This window comes from Pantoea osteomyelitidis (genome assembly GCF_044342975.1).
In the GTDB taxonomy this organism is placed as follows: Bacteria; Pseudomonadota; Gammaproteobacteria; order Enterobacterales; family Enterobacteriaceae; genus Pantoea; species Pantoea osteomyelitidis.
This window is the reverse complement of record NZ_JBGFSN010000001.1, coordinates 132194-154564: the sequence shown is the minus strand read 5'-3', so window position 1 is coordinate 154564 and position 22371 is coordinate 132194. Positions and strand designations below refer to the sequence as shown.

Below are 22371 nucleotides of genomic sequence, written 5' to 3'. Positions count from 1 at the left end.
TTACCATCAACTCAATTATTGTTTTCAACCGTCATGCCTGCCGGCACGCTGCCAATGCCTCTCGGCAATAATGACGTCAGCCAACTCACCAGGCGGGTAAGCATGTTAAACAGCTGACGTAACTGCGGCGGCCCATACTCCGCCAGGCGCAGATAGCCTTTAAAACCGAGCACCATAATGTCGGCCAGGCTCTGCACCGGTTTGTCCTCCGGAAAACCGTCCTGCCACAGCGCCCAGGTATCGGCGCGCGCAAAGGTGCATTGAATAAAATCGATATGCTCTTGGGTGGAGAGCTTATGCAGGCGAATACCCGCGCGGCGACCAAAGGTACGTTGCACGTAGCAGGCGAAGCTGAATTCCTGCTGACCGCGACGCAGCAGCAGATGAATCTCCTCCCCCTCGCTGAGCGCCTCCGCTTCTCGTAGCTCCACACCTACCCCGCCGTCGGAATAGTCGCGCAGCGTGCAGGGCAGCATATGTCCGTCTTTGCAGGCAATGGCGGCGGGCATGGCGATCTCAACGCGGTGCGCCTCACGAATCTGGCGCGCCTCGACGGAAACCGCCACGGCGCCGCCAAGAATAATCATGTTGTAGGCAACCCATACCAGACTGACCCAGACGGTCAGCACTTCGTTGGTCGGGCCGTTAGCCAGCCGCCAGAAAGCCATTAACACGCCGGCCAGATTCAGCAGCACGAGAAACATGTAGGGTTTGGTGATTACCCAGTCGAGGTGACGTTCCGCCACCAGTCCGCCTTTGGCCGTGACGTTGAATTTACCCTTATGGGGATTAAACAGCGCGACGGTGGTTGGCCGGGCGATATACCAGGCGAGCACGGTTTCATACACTTCGCTCCAGAAGGAGTGACGCCAGCGCCCCTGAATGCGCGAGTTAGTGAGACTGGTATGCAGCATGTGCGGCAACACATAGATGGCGATAGCCAGCGCGGGCGCGTAGATGATGTAGGCGTGGAACAGCAGAAACGCCAGCGGAGCCAACAGGAAGATCAGACGTGGAATGCCCGCCAGAAAGTGCAGCATGGCGTTGGCATAACAGAGGCGTTGCACCAGTTTTAATCCTCTGCCGAACAGCGGATTATCAAGGCGGAAAATCTGTACCATGCCGCGCGCCCAGCGGATACGCTGGCCGATATGCGCGGAGAGGCTCTCCGTCGCCAGGCCCGCCGCCTGCGGGATGCGAATATAGGCCGAAGTATAGCCGCGCCGGTGCAGGCGCAGCGAGGTATGGGCATCTTCGGTCACGGTCTCAACGGCGATACCGCCAATTTCATCCAGCGCGCTGCGGCGCAGCACCGCACAGGAGCCGCAGAAAAAGGCCGCGTCCCAGGTATCGTTGCCATCCTGTACCAGACCGTAGAAAAGCGAACCTTCGTTCGGCGTACGGCGGAAGCGCCCGAGGTTACGCTCAAAAGGATCGGGCGAAAAGAAGTGGTGCGGCGTCTGCAACATGCCCAGCTTCTCATCGCGGATAAACCAGCCGAGCGTCAACTGCAGGAACGAGCGGGTCGGCACATGATCGCAATCGAAAATAGCAACGAATTCACTGGCGCAGCGGGCGCGCAGCGCGTGGTTGATGTTGCCCGCCTTCGCATGTTCATGGGTGGTGCGCACCACATAGTTAACGCCAACACTGGCGGCAAAGTCGCGAAACTCCTCGCGCGTCCCGTCGTCGAGAATATAAATATTCAGTTTCTCTTTCGGCCAGTCGATGCCCAGCGCCGCATAAACCGTGGGTTTCACCACGCTCAGCGGTTCGTTATAGGTGGGTATCAGCAGATCGACGCTGGGCCAGCAACTGATATCTGGCGGCATGGAAACCGGCTGACGATTCAGCGGCCAGAGCGTCTGGAAATAGCCCAGCACCAGCACTGTCCAGGCATAGGTTTCCGCAGCAATCAGCAGCAGACCAAACACCAGACTGAGCGGATCGTCCCAGTTGAGCGTCGAGGTATAGCGCCACCAGAGATAGCGACAGGAGACAGTCAGCGACAGCACAATCAACATCATGGTCGGCAGACGTCCCGGCACGCGACGTAAAATTATCGCCACGCTCCAGAGCAGCAGCACAAAAATAAACTGCGTCAGCAGATTAAAGGGCTGGGAGATACAGAGCAGCGCCAGCGCGGTCGCGCTGCTGGCGCAGAGAATAAATAACAGACGGCGCGTAAACGGCGAAAACCGCCGCAGGCGCTGTTCGGCGCGATGCGTTATGCCGCGCTGATGCAGACGCTGCGGCAGCCTGTCGAGCCAGAGGAAAAAGCGTTGTCGCCAGCGGAACAGCGGCAAAAAGGCATTAAACCGACGACGCTCGCTGTTGGCGTGGTCATCAAGCGGCAACAGCAGCAGCAGCCAGAGGCTTTGCAGCAGATAGCGCACAATATCCAGCGGCCGCGGTCGCTCTGGCGAAATATGGGGAAAAAGACGACGGCGATCCTGAATAATGTGCTGCCAGCCCGGCGACTCGAAGCGCAAAAAGATCCAGCCCAGCGTGCACCACAACAGATGGATGGCGGCGCCCGCTGCCGACGCGCCATGCGCGCGCGCATCAGCATAACGGCCATATAGCGCCTGCCAGACGGGCGGAACCAGCAGCCAGCGGAACGGATTCATGATGACGTTCCTGCCGCGTGCAGAATCAGCCAGTTCGCCAGCGTGACGATCTCTTCGCTCGCCAGCGAATGCGGGCGATACTCTCCCAGCGGCTGTTTCATCAGCAATGCTTCGGCCAGCGCCTCGTCGCGATGCACCAGCAGAGGAAGCACGTTTTTCAGAGAGCTAACCCACAGCTGATGCAGATCCTGCTGTAGCTTGCTGTTGGCGTTAAACTGGTTGATTAAAAACAGCGTATTGCGGGCGAAGCGCTGCTGGTGCAGACGCAGATGGCAGTTAGCATCGGGCGTCATGACCTGCAACAGACGATCGGTCTGGCTCAGCACGGCTGGTAGCCAGGGCGGAGAGTCGCAGGGGAGATCGAGCAGCAGCCAGCGATACTGCGTTTTCAGATCCGCTAATGACGTGAGAAAGCCAGCCTGAACCTGCTCGCCGTGCGTGTAAACAGTTTGACGTTCCTGATGTGTCAGCCTGCCGAACGGCAGAAAGTCCAGGCCGGGCTGATAGCGTAGCGCGCTTTGCCGCCAGTCTTCTCTATCGCACTGCGCGCGCATCCAGCCGCGCGGCTCGTCAACCGGCGTATTAAAATGGCAACCCAATTGATTTACCGGGGAAAAATCGATGGCCAACACTGACTCGCCCAGCGCATTTAATGCCCAGGCTATTGCAGCTGTTAAAGATGTGGCGCCGACGCCGCCACGCAGACCCTGTATTGCGACGACCGGCATTAACCGTTACTCTCCCGCTGCCCGAGGCTTATTTCCTGCAATAAGGGCCAACGGGCGATAATGCCAGCCAGCCGCTCTTCTCTGGCAATATCAATATAGCGAAAAGCAGTGAGGGAAAACGCCTCGCCCAATGCGCTAATATCATCCTGTTGTTCGCCCGCAGACACCACCGGGGAAAGGAGAGTTTTGTTTTTCATTACAGTTGACCGCCGGGTGAAAAGTCGGGATAGCGAAAACGATTTACGATGATGCTAAAAACATCATGAAGTAATGGTGGCGATGATAGATCATTCTTATTCGCCTGCAACAGGAATTTTAAGCTTCAGCAGTTCCAAATAGCGCTGTCTATAATAAACTAGCCTGGGCTGTTCAAATCGCGAATCAGATATGAAAAATTTCTATATGTTGGGCTTGCCGCAAATTCAGCAAGAATTGATGGCAATGCAGACGCCAGGTTGCTATTGGATCACCTGCAATCGCCATGAAGACGCAAAAATCTTTACCCGTCAGGTAATCAGCAACCAAAAGGCGGTAACGCTTATCAGCTCCGATGAAAAGCCCGGGAGCCTGCTGACGCCCGCCCCTGAACAGGGGCCGGAGAGAATTCCGTTATATTCTTTAGCGGATAATAAACGTGGTCTGTTAAATCTCAATAATGATTTCGCCCGAACCCTGACTAACCGAAGCGGTCTGGTCATTTTTTTCGCAAATGTTTCGCACTGGAATCAATTATCGCCGGACGAATTGACCCGCTGGGTTAAGCAGATGCGAAAATTTTTAAGCCAAAAAAAGCTCACGCTTTTAATTGTTGTTTGGGGAACAACCATTATTAACCTGCGTAATCATCTTCAGGGTTATTTTCGCCAGGTTGATGGTGTCGCCCATTTAGAATTTCAGCAAGATAGCTGGAAATATCGCGTTAACTGGTGGTATGCAGCAGAAAGATTGTTTGCCGATCGGGTTATCCGCTTGAGTTGCCTGAATAATCAATTCATTGCCGTCAAAGAAAACGATGAAAATATTCCGCTGAGCCTGAATGATGAAAATAACTATCTGGCCGAGGAAAAAGTGCTGGAGGGCGCGCCGCCGCTTTCCCGACAGTGGCAGCTGTTCAGCGATAACGATCTGCTTTTTTCTGCGGCACAGCAGGCTAATGCCGCAACGGTGATTTTCAATCTTTCCCATAATGAACGGATTGCATCGCTGGCCAGCATGATTCACAGCCTGCGGCGTTTACGCGGCAATGGGCTGAAAATTGTGGTCAGAGAGATGCAAACCAGCCTGCGCTACAGCGATGAACGGCTGCTGCTGGCCTGTGGCGTCAATGCCATCGTGCCGTTCAGCGCGCCGATGTCGCGCTTTTTAACGCTGCTGGAAGGCCTGCAGGGACAGCAGTTTACTCGTCATGTTCCTGCGAATCTTGATGACTTAATCAGCGCGATGCAGCCGCTACAGCTGAAAGGTTATCTGCGGCTGGATGCCTTTTGCGATGCGGTTAATCAACTGATAAATAACACCTTGTTGCCAGAGAATGGCAAAGGTTTGCTGGTGGCGCTGCGTCCGGTGCCGGAACTGAGGCCGGAGCAGGCGCTGACGCTCTGCAAGCCGCGTCGTTTCGGCGATCTGGTTACGGTACTGGGCGACAGGCTCTATCTTTTTCTCTCTTCCTGCCGCTTTAACGATCTGGACACGGCGCTGAAATTTATCTTCTCTTTACCGCACGATGAGCTTTTCTCCAACCGCATGGTGTGGTTTGAGGATAACCAGATCGTTACCGAAGTCAGGCAGATGAAGACGCTGATGCCGGGCGCCTGGCACGACGTTGCGGTAAAGATCCTGCCGGAGCAGACGCACGTCAGCACGGCGCCTGCTATTGCGGAACGTAAAGCGCCACAACCTTTAACGCTCAAACCCAACGGAAAAACATCCTGATGAATTTGCTCGATTTAGTGCAGATTTTCATTCTGCTACTGCTTATCTTGCTGTTTTTTAAACCTGTTTATACCCGCTGGCTACCGCAGCGCTGGAACGGCATGCTCAACCGTCTGCTGCCCGCGCGCGCGTTGAAGTATGAAGGCACCTGGCAGCGTAAATCTTCAAAAACGGATGCAAAACATTAATGACTGAGAACAATCGCGTTTTTGCCTTATCAACCCGTCCGTGGGCTTACTGGCGGGGATTAGGCGGCTGGAACTTTTACTTTTTGCTGAAATTTGCTCTGCTTTGGTATGGCTATCTGAATTTTCATGCCCTGAGCAACCTGGTGTTTCTCGCCTGGCTGCTTTTTCCACTGCCGTCGCGGCGGCTGCATCGCATGCGTAGCTGGCTGGCGATCCCTGTTGGTTTTGCGCTGTTCTGGCACGATACCTGGTTGCCCGGCGTGAACAGCATTCTGAGTCAGGGCAATCAGGTTGCCGGCTTTTCCGCAGCCTATCTGCTTGATTTGGTGAATCGCTTTATTAATTGGGAGATGATTGGCGCCGTTTTTGTGCTGCTGGTGATTTATCTGTTCATTTCTCAATGGATTCGCATCAGCGTGCTGGTGTCGTTGATGCTGATCTGGCTGAATATTATCAACATAGCCGGTCCGTCAATGTCGCTGCTGCCGACGAAAGCGGCCACGCCGGAAGTGGTGCTGAACAGCGATACGCAACAGAAACAGCTGGCCGCCTCGCAGGATCCGCTTGACCAGTCTGCGCCGCCCACCAGCGCCAATCTCACCGCCTGGCTTAACCGTTTTTATGACGCCGAGCACAAGCGCGTCACGCAGTTTCCCGCGAACCTGCCCGCCGACTCGCAGCCGTTCGATATTTTGGTGATCAATATCTGTTCGCTCGCCTGGTCCGATATGGATGTGGCGCAGCTGCGTAATCATCCGCTGTGGAAGCACTTTGATATCGTGCTGAATAACTACAATTCCGCAACCGGCTATAGCGGCCCGGCGGGAATTCGCCTGCTGCGCGCCAGTTGCGGGCAGACGTCGCACAGCGAGCTTTATAAGACCGCCGATCAGCGCTGTTATCTGTTTGATAATCTGGCGAAGCTCGGCTTTAAAGAGCAGCTGATGATGGATCACACCGGCGTGTTCGGCAACTACCTGAAAGAGCTGCGCGAGGATGGGGATATTCAGGCGCCGCTGATGTCGCAAGCGGGTATTGCTCCGGAGCTGACTTCTTTCGATGGTTCGCCCGTTTATAACGATGCACAGCTAATGCAGCGCTGGCTCGACGATCGTCTGAAGAGCAGCGATGCGCGTACCGCGACCTTTTATAATCTGATTCCGCTGCATGACGGTACGCGTGAGCTGGGCAGCAGCAAAACCGCGCCCTGGCAGCCGCGTGCGCAGGTGCTGTTCGATCAGCTGGATGCGTTTCTCACCAATCTGGAGAAATCGGGTCGCCGGGTGATGGTGCTGGTGGTGCCGGAGCATGGCGCGGCATTGCAGGGGGATAAGATGCAGATGTCGGGTCTGCGTGATATTCCCAGTCCGGGCATTACCCATGTGCCGGTGGGCATTCGTTTCGTTGGCATGAAGTCGCCGCATCAGGGTCAGCCGCTTAACATTGATGCGCCTACCAGCCTGCTGGCGATTTCAGACATCGTTTCACGCGTGGTGGATGGTCAGGTGTTTAACGCGCCGAACGTGAATATGTCAGTGTTGACCGATAACCTGCCGCAAACGCCGGTGGTGTCAGAAAACGATAATGCGGTGGTGATGATGTATCAGGGCAAGCCCTGGATCCGGCTGAACGGCGGCGACTGGGTGGCTTATCCCCAGTAGAGGACGCCTGACCGGGCGGTGGCAGTCTGCTGCCGCAGGGCGGGATGGGCTGCTGGCGCAGCGTTGTCTGATAGCCGGGTAAAAAACTTTCAGCAATGACGTTGCTTTAAGAAAGAAAAATGGCTGTGCAGCGGGGGTGTTGGGGCGGCCTTTTCATCGCTGAGCGGAGGAAGGATTTCAGGACGAGCCGACAGGACGTCGGCGAGAGTGAAGGGCCGCGCCAGGGACGGCGCGTCCCGAACGGTCCGTGAGAAATCCTGAGGAAGCGAAGGCACCGCGAAGCGGCGATGAAGCGGGCCGCGAGCCCGGAGTCAAGAGGGCGCGGCGACTGGCGCCCTCTTGTCGGTCGCCCGCACGGGCGGGCTGAAACTGCGCCACGTATGGGCGATCGAAACCTTCTCAGCGCCAGCGGGCTGCCTCAGCGGCCAGCCTGCCGCTCCTGCCATGCCAGCCACGTCAGCAGCTGCAAACTGGCAGAAAAGTAATTCTGATCCGGCGCCAGATTGTCGCTCAGATAACCCGTCTCGCTCAGGGTCAAATCGCGAATCGCCAGCAACCCGCCTTCCATATTGTATGGCGCAGGGGTATTGGCCAGCACGTCAAACCACGCAGGCGTCGTCTGGCGGCCATAGCGCTGCCAGACACTCTGGAACGGCACCAGGCGCAGACTCTGAGGATCGTACCACCAGATATTCAGCGGGATGCGGATTGCGTCATAGCTGAAGCGCGGCGGCCAACCCATCGCCGGAGCCAGCGAACCGTCAGCGTTCAGCGCCACCCAGTCGAGCGGCAGGCCGGTTTTACCAAAGCGCATCTTCCCAAGCAGATTCATGCCGTCATCAATCAGCTTGCTCCATACCTGCAAATGGCTGTGCGCGGCGAAGGCCTGCCAGCCAGCAAACACAAAGTAAGAAGGATTCAGCACCACATAACTGGTTTTATTAAAGCCCTGCGCGCCCGGCATCATCAGAGTGTATCCGGCATAGCTAATCACGTTGTGTTTAATGATGGCGCGCTGGATACGATCCGATTGCTGTTGATACTCTTTAACCTGCCACTTCTCTGCCGCTCGCTGCAACGCCCAGGCGATCAGCACGTCGCCATCGGAAGCATTGTTCTTATCCGCCACCGGATTCTCCGCGCCAGGCGTATAGCGCCAGTAGAACAGATCGTTTTGCGGATTGCTCAGATGCGTGCGCGTCCACTGCCACAGCGCGTCAAAAGTTGGACGATCATCATGCGCGACCGCCAGCAACATGCCGTAACCTTGTCCTTCTGTATGGCTGACATTGTTATTGGCAGTATCGCTGATGCGCCCGTCGTTGCTCATAAAGCGGCTCTTGAAGGTGCTCCAGCCATCTGCCGCGGCCTGCGCGCTGAACAAAATCATCATCAGACAGAGCGCCCATGGACGCCAGAATGCCTTTTCTTTCATCTCTACATCCTATTGATAACGGTACAGCAACACGTTGCCGTCATTCATTTCCAGCGCAACGGGTACCGCCGGGCTGCCGCCCTGCCCCCGCAGCCAGCCGGCAAACAGACCATTCAACACAGCGCTCATCGCGCTTTGCCAGCGGGCGGGTTCCATGCTCTCGCCGCCAACCGGCAAAGCATGATGCTGAATCAGCAGGGCGCGATCCTGCGGCTGAAGCAGCACAAATCCCCAGTTAAAACGCGCCAGCTGCAAATTCATCTCACGCTCCAGATCCTGCACGGTGCGCGCTTCCGGCAAAGGGTAGCGCGCCGCCAGCGATTCGCCCATCACGCGCAGAAAGGCAGCCGCCTCCTCTTCGCCCGCATTGGCCATCATGCCGTCAATCATCACGCTCAGCAGATCAAACCAACCCGGCTGATAAGGGTGGGCCAGATGTCCCACGCTGATTTGTTCATTCATCATTTATCTCCGAAAAGATAGCGGAACCACAGCTGGGCCGTGCTCTCGTTATAATCGCCAAAGGTGTCATAACCTACCTGGCCGCCAATTGTCATCTCTTTGTTTACTTTGTAGTCCGCACCGGCATGGATGTTATAGCCGATGCCGTTTTTGCTGCCGCCTGAGTAGTAGGACTCTTTAGCAAAGCCATCCGTCACCATCTCATCCATAAAGGATTGCCATTCAGCATTGTCCGGGAAATAGGCGCTCTTATCCTGGCTGTAAGATTGATAGCCTACCGAACCGCCAAGTTTCACGCTCAGATCGTCATATTTGCGCGTGAAATCCACCGGGAATGAAACGGAAACGTAGTTCTGCGGGCTGAAATATCCCCCCTGACCGTAGCTGAAATAGCTCAGGTTTTTGGAGAAGTCCATCCATGACAGGCTCATGCCCAGCTTCAGTTCGCGATCGTCATAATGGAAAGGCCGCACGTAAGCGCCCGCGTTTGCCTGTACGCTGTTGTTGCTGGCGACGTTCTCACCCAGATAGCTGTAGAGACCGGCTCCGGCATAGAAACCTGCATCGCCATTGTCATAGCTCAGCAGCGCGTTTCCGCCGTTTTTGGTTACGCGCCCCCAACGCTTGCCGGAAAACTTATCTTCCGTGCCGACATAAGAGAGCAGACTGTCCGTTACCGCCCGGCGCTCGCCCGTGAGGATCAGCGTCAGGTAATCGGTCAGCTTCGGCGACAACTGAATCCCGCCAACCAGCGTGCTCAAATCCTGACCTAACGGCGTGCTGCCCAGATCGATCTTATAGTTGCTGCCCTTCAACGCCAGATTCAGCTCTACGCCGCTGGCCGTTTGTGAATCGCTGCTTTCCGAACCCGCCTGGGTAACGCTGGGCTTGCGCGAAGAGGCCAGCAGATAATTTTTTACCGCCTGGTTGTTATTGATCCACGCCAGATTCGCCGCGCCCTGAGCCGTCAGCGGGTTGAGCTGATCGAAAGTAATGTTGCTGAGGCGGTTAGTGATCTCGGCGCTCTGGCTGGCCAAATCGGGATGCGCCGCCGCAAACGCTGCCAGCTCGGTTGACGTTAACCCATCGAGATAGGTTTGCTCATTATTAATCGTGGTGACCAGGTTTTGTACTGCATTACTCCCGGCGTTGCTGCCCAGCCGACGCCAGGCATCGCCGCTGGCCGTACCGGCATTGAGCGACACCGGGGTGACGGTAAATTCAAATCGCGAATCGCCAAAGGGCGCGCTCGACCAGGTCAGCGGCGCTTTGGCCTCGGTCAGCTTGCTCAGGCCTGACTCACCGTCACGTCCGCGAATCTGCACGCCGCCCTGAAGCCAGGTGCCGGTTTGCTGCTCCAGATCGTCCATCATGCTGTCGATCTGATGCAGCGTGCGGTTCTCTGCGGTGGGCATCGCCGCGCCGCTGGCCGGGACGACGCCCTCTGCGCTATAAGCCGGGGCGCTCTGCCACGGCAGCACGCTGCCATAGCTGGAGGGCGAGCCTTTCAGCGGCGTGGTGCTGCGATTGATAAAGGGGTTATCCGCCAGCGCCAGCCCGCCGACGCTCGGCACGCTGCCGGTTTCCGCGCCCTGCAATCCGATCAGCTGACCGCGTGCGGTACGTAAATAGCTCATCGCCTGCGCATGGTCGCCGTTGGCATCCGCGACGCGCGCCAGCAGCAGCAGACGATCCGGCGTCTGCTCTTCACGCAGACCGCGCGCCAGCGTATTGGCTTTATCCAGGTTATTCTGCGCCAGCGCCACGTTGATTGCGCCTTCGCGCGCGTCCTGGCCGGGCGTATCCTCGGTGAGAAGATAGTCGTAAACCACGCCCGCTTCTTTATTCATCTTGCCGGACTGATAAAGGCGCGCCATGGCGAACATCAGATCGCGGTTTTGCGGATCGTGCTGCAAGGCGCCGATCAGCTTGTCATAGGCTGCGGCATACTGCTTCTGCTCGCGCAGCCGATCCGCTTCGTTGATGACGTAGCCGTTGCGAATGCCCGCCAGCTGCGTCGGCGTACTGCGCGCCTGCAATTCCGGGCTGTTGAGAAAGCTCTGCGCCTCGCTGGCCAGACCGGCCTGATTCAGCACCGCCACCTGGGCGGCATAATCGCCCGCATTGCCCTGCACCCCGCGCCGCATGTTAGCGCGCACCACGCTCACGGCGTCCGGGACATCACCCGCCTGCGCCAGATTCTTCGCCAGATTACCGGCATCTACCGGGTTAGCGGGCGGATTCACCGCCAGCGCCTTCAGCGTATTGGCGGCCGCCGCGGTGGAACCCTGCGCCAGATACTGTCCGGCAATCGCCATTTGCAGATTGAAGTTCACACGCTGTGCCAGCGTACGCATCTCCTGGCTCTGACTGCCCGCAGGAATACGGCGCAGCAGCTGGTTCGCCTGCTGCCAGGCACCGCTTTCGCTGGCGTTAATGGCGCCCGCATACAGCTCGTTAGCGCTGGCGCCGTTGCGCATCACCGGCTGCATGACGTTGGCGGCCTGCGCGCTGTCCCCCTGGCTGCGGTAAATACGCGCCAGATCGAGGCGCATCCAGCCATCGTTGGGGAAGCGCTGAATACCCTGTTGCAGAATCGTGATGGCGCTGGCGCTGTTGCCCTGAGCCAGCGCGCGTTTCGCCTGCTGGCGCAGCGGGTCGCTGCTGTTGCCGCGCGGCGCCACGCTCTGGCGCACGCTGTCCGGCAGCGAGCCGAGTAGCGTGTTCGCCTCCGCAGTCCGGTTCTGCTGGCGCAGCACGTAAAATAGCCCTTCTTTCGCGTTACGGTTGTCCGGGTCAGTCTGCAGAATGGCGCGATAGGTTTGTTCCGCCTGATCGAACTGATTGCTGCGGCGCAGAACGTCGGCGCGGAACAGCTTCGCCGCCAGGCCTTTTTCGCCTTCTGCCTGGGTTAAAGGTTCGCTCAGCGCCAGCGCCTGCGCGCTATCGCCATTTTTCAGCGCCTGTTGGGCATTGGTCAGCTGCGCATAAAATTGCGCATCGCTCGCCTGCTTCTGGCGGGTTTCACTCTGATCGCCGCCCTGCTGCGCGGCGCGTTGTAGATAGTCCGCCGCTTCGTTGTACTTGCCGCTGCGCTGCGCGACGTAGCCCATGCCCGCCAGCGCGTCGGCATCCTGCGGATTCGCCTGCAAGGCCTTGCCGAAGTTCTGTTCTGCGCCTGCCACGTCGCCGCTGTTCAGGGCGGTATAGCCTGCGCCTTTCTCCGCGCCGCCCGCATTTTTACGGTAATAGTCCATGACCGCGCTGTCCTGGGGATGGCGCTGCTGGTATGCCTGATAAAGCGCGGCGTCCTGCGACTGCGGCGCCAGCCACAGCAGCGCCTGACGCAGCGAGCTGTCGGCCTCTTTATTGCCGTCCGCCAGGCTGCTCAGCATTTCTACCCCTTCGCGCCGCGTCGCCTCCTGATAGGTCAACACTTTACCCAGCGCCAGCCGGGCATTGATATCCTGCGGATGGGCGGCGGCAAACTGGCGCAGGCTATCCACGGCCTGCGGCAGCAGGGAGCGATCGCCCGCCATCGTCAGATAATATTCCGCCGCCACGCTGGCTGGCGGCTCATTGCCGCTAAAAGTGTTACGCCAGGTTTGCAGCGCCGCCGCGATGTTGCCGCTGCGCGCCTGCTGGCGCGCCAGCGTCAGTTGCGCCTGGGGAATCGTTTGCAGCTGGCGAGCGTTATCCAGCTCGGCCAGATGGGCATCGCCAGGGGAAGCCTGGCTCAGCCGCGTACGCCACTGCGTCGCCGCCTCGCTGTCGCCGCTCTGTTGCGCATACAGCGCCAGCAGATAAAGCGCCTCGGTATTGTTCGCCTCGACCATCAACACTTTTTGCAGCGCCGCTTTCGCCAGCTCGTCATGGGCTTTCTGATGCCAGTAAGCCGCCTGATCAAACAGCGCCTGCAATGCCGGATTACTGCTCTCTGCGGCCAGCAGCGGCTGCGACAGCGTCAATGCGCCGCCCAGCAGCAGGGCATGACGGATACCCGCGCTCAGCAAATTTTTTTTCATTGTTATTATCCTCGCTTCTTGCCGGAATCGCTTTCGCTCTGTGGATGCAGGCGTCGCCACGCATGACGTTTCAACATGACCCAGGTCGCCAGCCCCACTACGCCGGAGAGCAGCAGTGCAATCAGCGCCATCAGTACCGAGTGCTGGTTGGCATACCACACCACCATCATGTACCAGGGCATTTCTCCGCTCGGGAACTGTGGCCCGACGCGGAAGCTGCGAATGCCGTTTTCATTGGTGATGATGGCGGTATCGCCACGTATGCCCGCGTTAATGCGCGGCGAATTGAGATCGTCATGCAGGCGCATCAGCTGATCGTCGCTGGTCGCCACCGTCATCACCACCAGACGGTCGCGGTTCCAGGGCGAGCGATAGCTGATAAAGCCGCGCCAGGATTCGTTCGAGGAGAAATAACGATCGGCATCCAGCTGCTGGCGACTCCAGTCTCCGCTAATCCAGCTGCGCAGCTTGCCCCAGGTATCCGGCTCTTTCACGCCCAGTGTTGAGCCGCTGGCTTCATAAGGCGAATGCGCCAGCATCACCTGGTTGAAATCGCTGTCCTGCGTGGTGCTTACCGCCAGCACGTCGCTCTGTTGCAGGCGCGCCAGGTTCGCTCCTCCTTCCGGCAGACCAAACAGCACGCGGTTTTGCACCAGCGTCACGCCGGTCGCATTGCCGGAGCGCGCCGCCATATCGAGCAGCGCGCCGATCTCCGCATCGCTGGGCTGCGCGGGCAGCAGGAGCAGGGTCTGGCTGAAATCCGCCAGACGCGAGAACGGGAACGAGGCGCCAACAAAATAGGAGAGGTTCGGCAGCAGCGAAAAATGGCGCGTATGGCTGAGGTCAATCCATGAATCCTCTTCGATACGGCTCTTGATGTTGTTATTGAGCAGCACGCCGCAGGGGGCATCCGCCTTCGGCTTGATGTTGAAATAGAGCGCCAGCTGGTTATCACCGTAGATCAGATAGGGATCCAGCTTGATCCGGTACTGTTCCTGACGGGCGTCGCCGCCTAAACGATGCCAGGCATTCTCCAGCAGCCCTTGCTTATTCACCGTGAGGTTGCGTAAAAAAGTGCCGTTCAGGGTGAGATTCAGGAAGGAATTGTTTTCATCAATCCAGCTCTCGGAAGGGAAACGGTAATGCAGATTCACCGGAATCGTATCGCCATCCCACAGGAAGAGGTCCGGCGCGGCGCGGAAGTTCACGCGCAGCGCATCGTGCCAGATGCCGGTAGTGGTCAGGCTCTGATCCTTGCGCAACAGCTCGCTCAGGCGCACCGGGCGACTGGTATCGATCCAGCGCGGCGCGTCGTACGGCTTGCGGCTGGCGATCGGCTGTTCATTTACCGTCAGGATGCTGCCATCAACGTTCAGCGGCTGGCTGGTAAGACGCCATGCCGCCTGGCGCAGCTGCGCCTCATCCGCGCCGATAACCAGCAACAGTTTGTAGAGCGGATTATCAGGATTATCCACCAGCTGTAGCGTGGGGGCCGTCACGTTTGGCAAGGTCAGCGCGCCAATCTGGTCGCCCGGATGACCAAAAAGAATGCCGTTCTGTTGCGGCAGCTTGCCGCGCACCACCGGGAAATGAATGCCGCGATAATCGCTCTGGATAGCGAGCCACGACGCCACCTGCGCCGCCGCGCTCACCGCCTCCGGCGTAACAGCGGAAACAAAGCCCATGGTGACGCTGGAGGCGGTCATGCGCAGCGGATCCAGGAACGGACGCGGGAAGTTGCGTAGGCTGGTACCGATATTCAGCTGCTGCCCTTCAAGGCTCAATACCGTTTTCGGCAGGATCGTTACCTGATACTGCGAAGCGCCCTGTTTTTCGCACAGCAGCTTGTCCGCATCGTTGATCTGGAAGCTCAGGTTGTTGCTGGACACCACCATCGCCGCCGGAATATCCAGCTGATAATCGCTGGTGTCGCTGTCGCTGGCGCCAAGCGGCAACGTGCCCAGCGGCTGACCGTTAAGCATCAGCTGCAACGAGGTATTACGTGCCGCCAGCGCTGGCGATACGCGCAGCGAAAGGTTCAGGCGCGCATTGGTAATGACTTCGTCGGCGGGCAGGGTAAAGATGATGCCCGACTGCAACTGACCGCCGGTCAGGGTGATGCCCTGCTGCTGACCCATCTGCGCCACTGAAATGGTGCTGCTCATCGGCTGGTAAAGCAGCGCAGGCGCGGCAGCTGGTGCGCCAGGCGCATAGGGTTCCGCCGCAACGGCGACGCGCAGCTGCTGATCGGCCTCTTCCAGGCCCGGCGGCGGCGGAACTTCAGAGAGCGTGTCGCTCTCTGCTGTCGCCGGGGTTTCCGCCCAGGCGGAAGGCAGCAGCAGAGCCGCAACCAGCGCGCTGCGCAGCAAATTTTGCATCAGGATTTTCATGCAGCGCTGTCCTCTTTCACCGTGGCGGCGGAGAGCGTGCGGCGTTTCTCCTTGCGTCCTTTCCAGCTCAGCCAGAAAAGCTCGAAGACGGTACGGATAATGGTGCCGAGCGACAGCAGAATATTGTCCTGTTTATATTCAGGTTGAATCCAGGCGTCCGCACGGGCCAACACCACGCGCACCAGCTCACGACGACGCGCCAGCGGCATATTCTCAAAGCGCAGGCGAATGCTTTTCTCATCGCTGGAAATTTGCGTGACCGGAATGGTGATGGAGCCAGAGTTGAGCACCAAATCGATCTCTTCAATCTGATCCTGCTGATGACGCAAATCAGGCGCGTTAAGCTGCGCACCGCCCATCGACAGGTCGGTGGTGGTAGTGCGTGATGAGATGCCGCTGGCGTAGTGGATAATTGCCGGAAGCTGAACGTCGATACGAATCGTTTTGCGTACCTGTTTGGTTTCGCGCGCCACGGCAATCGCCGCCATCAGGATAATCAAACTGAAAGTCGCCCAGCCAACGTTCAGGGCGATAACCCAGGGATCCACGCCAAAATAGTTATGCGCCACGGCGCGCACTACCCCGGCCACGATGGCGATGGTGAGCAGCGAGGCGACGATGACATGCGGACGCACGATGTTGAAGTCAAAGAACCCCTGATCGAGCAGGCCGCCTTTGTCGGTCACGTTAAACTTGCCGTGCTTCGGCGAAAAGAGCGTCACCAGGGTAGGGATAATCAGGTGGAAACACATAACGGTTTCGTAAATCTCCCCCCAGAAAGTGTAACGGAAGCGGCCATTCATGCGCGAGTTGACGTAGAGCGACATGACCAGATGCGGCAGCACATAGGCAAAAATCAGCGACGCCGAAGAGTGAATGATGTTCAGGTCAAACAGCAGATAGGCCAGCGGCGCGGTAAGAAAGATGACGCGCGGCAGGCCGAACTGGAAATGCAGCATCGCGCTGAGATAGCACAAACGCTGCTGCCACTTCAGACCACGGCCAAACAGCGGATTATCGACGCGGAAAATCTGCGTCATGCCGCGCGCCCAGCGGGTACGCTGCACCACATGCAGGCCCAGACGCTCGGTAGCCAGGCCGCCCGCCAGCGGAATCGACAGGAACGCCGAACCCCAGCCAAGGCGCTGCATTTTCAACGCGGTGTGCGCATCTTCGGTCACAGTTTCCGTCGCGAAGCCGCCAATCTCCTCCAGCGCCGCGCGGCGAATTACCGCACAGGAGCCGCAGAAAAAGGTGGCGTTCCAGTTGTCGTTGCCCTGCTGAACCGGCCCGTAAAACAGCGCGCCCTCATTCGGCATGCTGCGCGCCGCGCGCAGGTTGCGCTCAAAGGGATCCGGCGAGTAGAAGTAGTGAGGCGTTTGCATCAGCGCCAGTTTGGCATCTGTTAAAAACGGACCCACGGTGGCCTGAAGAAAGGTGCGCGTCGCCACATGGTCGCAGTCAAAAATACAGATCAGCTCGCCTTTGGTGATTTTCAGCGCGTGGTTAAGGTTGCCCGCTTTGGCGTGGCGGTTATCGTCGCGCGTAATGTAGCCTACGCCTACGTCCGCAGCGAAAACGGCAAACTCGCTGCGCTTGCCGTCATCCAGCAGATAGACTTTCAGCTTGTCGCGCGGATAGTCGATGCACTGCGCCGCCAGCACGGTATCACGCACCACGTCCAGGCTTTCATTGTAGGTGGGCACGTAGATATCCACCGTCGGCCACAGCGCGATATCATCCGGCAGCGGTTCAATGGTGCGTTTTAATGGCGAAGTGGTCTGCAAATAGCCGAGGATTAAAATCAGCCAGACATAGAGTTCGGCAATATATAATGCGATGCCCAGAATCGCTTCTATTTCCGAATTAAACTGCAGCGTTTCCGTGGTACGCCACCACATATAACGCGTGGACATCAACATGGAAAGAATCACCATGACCACGGTTAATTTTCGACTTTTACTTAAGCCTGTTAAAAACATTATCGCAATGCTGATTAAGCCGAAGATATATTGTTTCTGGCTATCCATTGGCGTAATGATGATCACCGCCGCTACGGGTGCAAGCACCAGCAGCAGCAGGTAAAAGCCGATTTTACTCATGATTCACCCTGGTAAAGCTGTAACTGTTTTTTTAGCCTGACAACGTCAGGCAATTACGAATAGGTGCGTATCGAAGCCTGAACTTCGCCATTACCTACTTTTATATTCAATATATTCGCCACGCGCTTACCGATCAGCTCTATATCAAATGCCGCGGCTGACGCAGGGCTGAAATCATATATTGACTGCTGCGACGCGTTGGCTTCCCCGACGCTTTCGTCACGGTGTACAACGCCCAGCAAATTATCCCCCAGCCGCTGCTGCATAAAAGCAGTAACGTCACGGCTAATATGACGGCGGTTGTCGCTTTGATTCAGGATAAAATAGTGCCCGCTTTTGTTATTCAGCGGTTTGCCTGTCATACGGTTATTTTCAATTTGCGGCAGCAGCGAAACTGAGGCGGTATCGGCCAGCATAACCACCAGATGCATATCAGCCAGCTCACACATTGCTTTCAGCGCCGGTCCAGGTCCCGGCGGAAAATCCGCCACGATCACCAGGCCAGGGTAATTCAGTACTGTATCCAGCCCACGTCTGAGAAAATGTGGATCTTTCGCCAGTTTTTCCTCAAAGCGTTCGCGTTGTTCTTCAGTGACGTCGCCATAGGGTAGAACGAAGATATTGCCGCCGGTAGTCAGAATCGACTGGCTCCAGTCCGCCTGCTCTTCCGAACGGGCAACAAAGCCGCGACCGTCGCTCAGCGGCACGCCAAAGTGCAGACGCAGCGCATTCTGCACGTCAAAATCGATCGCCAGCACCTTACTGCCCGCGCGTGCCAGACTCCAGGACAGGTTGGCCGCCAGCGTGGTTTTACCAACGCCCCCTTTCGGTGAGCAGACACAAACTAACGGCATAACGCGATTTTCTCCAGTAACGGTTTCAGTAATGTTTCTTTCGACATGCTCACCGGCTCGCTGCCGCGCGTGCGAAACAGCGCGCCAAAACGCGCAGGTTCAGCTGGCGCCTCTTCCCGCACCGCCGCTTTTAGCGGCGGTGTTTGCAGGAAAGGTTGCGCGACAGCTTCAGGCGCGGCAGTGACCGCTGCCGCCGGAGGAGCGGCTGCCGGCACTGCGACCGCTGTCGGCTTCAGGTTCGGAGCGATGCTGTCCAGCAAGGACATACGCGGCTGTGCCGTCGTCGCTGCCTGCGCGGGCGCGCTGAGTTCACCTGCGCGCAGCGGCTGCGGTTGCGGCCTGTCGATGCGCTCTCCCCCGCCAAGCGGCGCCTCATGTTGCTCGCCGTTTTCCAGCTGACGAATAAGCGCCCACTGACTATGCGACGTTTCCTGCGCCTGGCCCGACATATCTTTAAAGGCGATGTCGAGCGTTTGCGTTTTCTCTTTGAAACGCTGCAAATCGTCGTAGTTATTCATATTAAAGGCCTGCGAACGGGGGAAAATTCCGTGAAATATATCACACCCGCCAGGACAGAGTGAGATAATTCTGATTATAAAAGCGCCATATTCAATAAAACTGTTTTATCTTTAAGATTCAAATTCAGCGAGAAAGTGGCTTTTACAGCACTTTACCACAGTAAATTCATTAATTTGTTTTATCAGAAAGGGATTTACAGAAAAGAGACACATTAGGCGGGTAAATCAAAATATCGGTGGCAGTAAACAGCTGCAAAAGAAATGATTACTTTGTCCTGGCTTCGATCGAAAAACAGCTAAACGCTTTACGTAAATCGATCGCCTGCGGCGATTCTTTATAGCGCTAACAACCTGTCATCTGGCTTTTACTATGCGTGTCTTGTTGTCAGCAGCGCTTATTAATAAATTTTATAAATCCTGACGATTAAGGCAAACAGCGGTAGAGTGCAGAAAAATTTTTTTTTATCTCCGGACATAAACAATATCGAAGTAAAAAAGGCCCCGTCAGGGGCCTTTTCGCTTACTGGCTGATTTTTTCCGCTTCGCCTGCGATGTGGCCTTCATCCTGATCCACCGCAAAGCAGGCGATCTGCTGCTCGCCATAGCGCTTCAGCATCGGCTGGACTTTAACGCAGGTGTCGAAACGACGACGACAACGCGCGTTAAAGACGCAGCCCTGCGGCGGGTTAAGCGGACTCGGCAGCTCTCCGGTCAGTTTGATGCGCTCGCGTCGTTCGTCCGGGTTCAGACGCGGCGTGGCGGAGAGCAGCGCTTGGGTGTAAGGATGGCGAGGGGTGTTGAAAATCGCCTCTTTGCTACCTCTTTCCACACAGCGGCCAAGGTACATCACCATTACCTCATCGGCGATATGCTCAACCACCGAAAGATCGTGCGAGATAAAGACGTATGACAGCCCCATCTCCTGTTGCAGATCCATCATCAGGTTTAGCACCTGAGCGCGCACCGACACGTCGAGCGCTGAAACCGGCTCATCGGCAATCAGTACGTCCGGCTCCAGCATCAGGCCACGCGCAATGGCGATACGCTGGCGCTGACCGCCGGAGAACATATGCGGATAGCGATCGTAATGCTCAGTTTTCAGCCCCACTTTCGCCATCATCTCCAGCGTTTTTTCGCGCCGTTCCGCTTTGCTCAGGCTGGTGTTGATCAGCAGCGGCTCTTCCAGAATCTGGCTGATTTTCTTACGCGGATTCAGCGAGCCGTAAGGGTTCTGAAACACGATCTGAATTTTTTGCCGACGCAGCTTCTGCGCCTGCGGATCGTGCTTCAGCAGATCCTGACCGTGCCAGTAAAGCTCGCCTGCGGTCGGCGTTTCAATCATGGTCAGCAGGCGGCCCAGCGTCGATTTACCACAGCCGGATTCGCCCACCACCGCCAGCGTTTTACCGCGTTCCAGGTTAAAGGAGACGCCATCCAGCGCTTTGACCATGCGCTGTTCGCCGAACAGGCCTTTCTTCACCGGGTAATGTTTTTTCAGGTCAATCGCCTGCAGCAGGTACTTCTGCTGGGTATTTTCAGGACTCATAGGTCGGTCTCCCGGCATCATCCAGTGGATAGTGACATTTGGACTGACGCCCCGGAATGGTGCGTAATTCAGGTTCGTCCACACGGCAACGGTCGGTGGCATAGGGGCAGCGCGGGTTCAGCAGACAGCCGGTCGGGCGATCGTACTTGCCCGGCACCACGCCCGGCAGTGACGCCAGCCGCGCTTTATCCGCCGCAAACTCCGGCAGCGCACGCAGCAGCGCCTGGGTATAGGGATGGCGCGGCGCCTTAAAGATATCAACCGCCTTGCCGGTTTCCACCACCTGCCCGGCATACATCACGATGATGTGCTGGGCCGCTTCCGCTACCAGCGCCAGGTCATGGGTGATCAGGATCAGCGCCATGTTCTCCTGCTTTTGCAGGTCGAGCAGCAGTTCGATGATTTGCGCCTGAATCGTCACGTCGAGCGCGGTAGTCGGCTCATCGGCAATCAGCAGCTTGGGTTTACAGGCAATCGCCATCGCGATCATTACGCGCTGGCTCATCCCGCCCGACAGCTGATGCGGATAGACATCCAGACGCGACGCCGGATCGGGAATCCCCACCTGATTCAGCAGATCGATGGCGCGCTGGCGACGCGAGCGCTTATTGCCGCCCTGATGCACCTTGATCGCTTCCATAATCTGATAGCCCACGGTATAGCAAGGGTTCAGGCTGGTCATCGGATCCTGGAAAATCATCGCCACTTCGGCGCCCACCAGCTGGCGGCGCTCTTTTTCGGAGATACGCATCAGGTCGCGCTGGTTAAATTCCAGCTTATCGGCCATCACCTTGCCGGGGAAATCGATCAGGCCCATGATCGCCAGCGAACTCACGGATTTGCCGGAGCCTGACTCGCCGACGATGCCGACCACCTGGCCCTGTTCTACCTGATAGCTGATGCGGTCAACCGCGCGGAACGGTGCCTTTTCGTCGCCGAAATGCACCGATAATTTATCTACATTTAATAACGCCATCTCGGTGCCTCTTTACTGCTTGAGTTTCGGGTCGAGTGCATCACGCAAGCCATCGCCCATCAGGTTAAATGCCAGCACGGTGAGCAGGATGACCACTCCGGGGAAGGTCACTACCCACCAGGCACTTTGCGCATATTGCAGAACGTCGGAGAGCATGGTGCCCCACTCCGGCGTCGGCGGCTGCGCACCCATACCGAGAAAGCCCAGCGCGGCCATATCGAGGATCGCGTTGGAGAAGCCTAAAGATGCCTGCACGATCAGCGGCGCCAGACAGTTAGGCAGAATGTTCACGAACATCTGGCGCAGCGTGCCAGCGCCGGCAACGCGGGAAGCGGTAACGTAATCACGCTGTACTTCCACCAGCACCGCCGCGCGCGTCAGACGGATATAGTGCGGCAGCGCGACGAAGGTTATCGCCAGCGAGGCGTTAACGATCGAGGGGCCGAAAATCGCCACCAGCACCAGCGCCAGCAGCAGGCTCGGCAGCGCCAGCATGATATCGACCACACGCATAATGATGGCGTCAATCACGCCGCCGAGGTAGCCCGCCATCAGGCCGAAAACCACGCCGAGAAGCAGCGATAACACTACCACCAGGCAGCCCACCAGCAGCGACAGACGCGCGCCATACATCAGGCGCGTCAGCACGTCGCGGCCAACGTCGTCGGTGCCGAGAATATATTGCCAGCTGCCGCCTTCCTGCCAGACCGGCGGATGCAGCAGCGCGTCGCGAAACTGCTCGGAAGGCGCGTGCGGCGCCAGCACGCCAGCGAACAGCGCCACCAGCAGCATAATCACGATGTAAGCCAGGCCGACAACCGCGCCCTTGTTACGTTTGAAATAGTGCCAGAATTCCTGAAACGGGGTCATCGGCTTGGGTGCGGCGGTGACGCTCGCGGGATCAACAACAGACATGATGCCCCC

16 protein-coding genes are annotated in these 22371 nt (G+C 57.6%); 3 read left to right on the top strand and 13 right to left on the bottom strand.

Going from position 1 to position 22371, the window contains the following annotated elements:
* Positions 1 to 11: 11 nt before the first annotated feature.
* The 3 genes from bcsA (ABU178_RS00720) to bcsR are packed head-to-tail and all read right to left on the bottom strand — an operon-like array spanning position 12 to position 3555.
* Entirely contained in the window at positions 12 to 2630 is a 2619-nt protein-coding gene (gene bcsA / locus ABU178_RS00720; protein WP_397210996.1) for a UDP-forming cellulose synthase catalytic subunit, read from the bottom strand.
* A complete protein-coding gene (gene bcsQ / locus ABU178_RS00715; protein ID WP_397210994.1) occupies positions 2627 to 3358 on the bottom strand; it encodes a cellulose biosynthesis protein BcsQ in 732 nt (243 codons plus the stop codon). The genes bcsA (ABU178_RS00720) and bcsQ (ABU178_RS00715) overlap by 4 nt, the downstream gene beginning before the upstream one ends.
* Positions 3358 to 3555 carry a cellulose biosynthesis protein BcsR gene (gene bcsR, locus ABU178_RS00710; RefSeq protein WP_397210993.1) on the bottom strand — a complete coding sequence of 66 codons (198 nt, stop codon included), beginning with the start codon at positions 3553 to 3555 and terminating at the stop codon, positions 3358 to 3360. The genes bcsQ (ABU178_RS00715) and bcsR overlap by 1 nt, the downstream gene beginning before the upstream one ends.
* 190 nt (positions 3556 to 3745) lie before the next feature.
* Between bcsR and bcsE the strand changes: the two genes are divergently transcribed.
* From bcsE to bcsG, 3 genes are read left to right on the top strand one after another with little or no spacing between them, the layout of a single operon-like run.
* Entirely contained in the window at positions 3746 to 5290 is a 1545-nt protein-coding gene (gene bcsE, locus ABU178_RS00705) for a cellulose biosynthesis protein BcsE (protein WP_397210991.1), read from the top strand.
* Positions 5290 to 5478: a cellulose biosynthesis protein BcsF gene (bcsF, locus tag ABU178_RS00700; RefSeq protein ID WP_397210989.1), complete on the top strand. Its 189-nt coding sequence runs from the start codon at positions 5290 to 5292 to the stop codon at positions 5476 to 5478. Before bcsE ends, bcsF begins: the two co-directional genes overlap by 1 nt.
* Positions 5478 to 7139: a cellulose biosynthesis protein BcsG gene (gene bcsG, locus ABU178_RS00695; protein WP_397210987.1), complete on the top strand. Its 1662-nt coding sequence runs from the start codon at positions 5478 to 5480 to the stop codon at positions 7137 to 7139. Before bcsF ends, bcsG begins: the two co-directional genes overlap by 1 nt.
* Before the next feature lie 418 nt (positions 7140 to 7557).
* Here the strand turns inward: bcsG and ABU178_RS00690 are convergent, their stop codons facing one another.
* From ABU178_RS00690 to dppC, 10 genes are all read right to left on the bottom strand, one after another.
* A complete protein-coding gene (locus ABU178_RS00690) occupies positions 7558 to 8574 on the bottom strand; it encodes a glycosyl hydrolase family 8 (RefSeq protein WP_397210985.1) in 1017 nt (338 codons plus the stop codon).
* Between the two features lie 9 nt (positions 8575 to 8583).
* The gene (gene bcsD, locus ABU178_RS00685) at positions 8584 to 9036 is read right to left on the bottom strand and encodes a cellulose biosynthesis protein BcsD (protein ID WP_397211140.1); all 453 of its coding nucleotides are present in this window, start codon (positions 9034 to 9036) and stop codon (positions 8584 to 8586) included.
* Positions 9036 to 13061: a cellulose biosynthesis protein BcsC gene (locus ABU178_RS00680; protein WP_397210983.1), complete on the bottom strand. Its 4026-nt coding sequence runs from the start codon at positions 13059 to 13061 to the stop codon at positions 9036 to 9038. The genes bcsD and ABU178_RS00680 overlap by 1 nt, the downstream gene beginning before the upstream one ends.
* Before the next feature lie 5 nt (positions 13062 to 13066).
* Positions 13067 to 15451, bottom strand: coding sequence for a cellulose biosynthesis cyclic di-GMP-binding regulatory protein BcsB (bcsB, locus tag ABU178_RS00675; protein ID WP_397210981.1), 2385 nt, complete (start codon positions 15449 to 15451; stop codon positions 13067 to 13069).
* The gene (gene bcsA, locus ABU178_RS00670) at positions 15448 to 17553 is read right to left on the bottom strand and encodes a UDP-forming cellulose synthase catalytic subunit (protein WP_397210980.1); all 2106 of its coding nucleotides are present in this window, start codon (positions 17551 to 17553) and stop codon (positions 15448 to 15450) included. Before bcsA (ABU178_RS00670) ends, bcsB begins: the two co-directional genes overlap by 4 nt.
* 53 nt (positions 17554 to 17606) lie before the next feature.
* Positions 17607 to 18407 carry a cellulose biosynthesis protein BcsQ gene (gene bcsQ, locus ABU178_RS00665; RefSeq protein WP_397210978.1) on the bottom strand — a complete coding sequence of 267 codons (801 nt, stop codon included), beginning with the start codon at positions 18405 to 18407 and terminating at the stop codon, positions 17607 to 17609.
* Positions 18398 to 18925, bottom strand: a complete 528-nt coding sequence (gene bcsO / locus ABU178_RS00660; protein ID WP_397210976.1) for a cellulose biosynthesis protein BcsO — start codon at positions 18923 to 18925, stop codon at positions 18398 to 18400. The genes bcsQ (ABU178_RS00665) and bcsO overlap by 10 nt, the downstream gene beginning before the upstream one ends.
* Positions 18926 to 19445: 520 nt before the next feature.
* Positions 19446 to 20471: a dipeptide ABC transporter ATP-binding subunit DppF gene (gene dppF, locus ABU178_RS00655; protein WP_397210974.1), complete on the bottom strand. Its 1026-nt coding sequence runs from the start codon at positions 20469 to 20471 to the stop codon at positions 19446 to 19448.
* Entirely contained in the window at positions 20461 to 21447 is a 987-nt protein-coding gene (gene dppD / locus ABU178_RS00650) for a dipeptide ABC transporter ATP-binding protein (RefSeq protein WP_397210972.1), read from the bottom strand. The genes dppF and dppD overlap by 11 nt, the downstream gene beginning before the upstream one ends.
* A 12-nt stretch (positions 21448 to 21459) precedes the next feature.
* A complete protein-coding gene (gene dppC, locus ABU178_RS00645) occupies positions 21460 to 22362 on the bottom strand; it encodes a dipeptide ABC transporter permease DppC (RefSeq protein ID WP_397210970.1) in 903 nt (300 codons plus the stop codon).
* Positions 22363 to 22371: the final 9 nt, after the last annotated feature.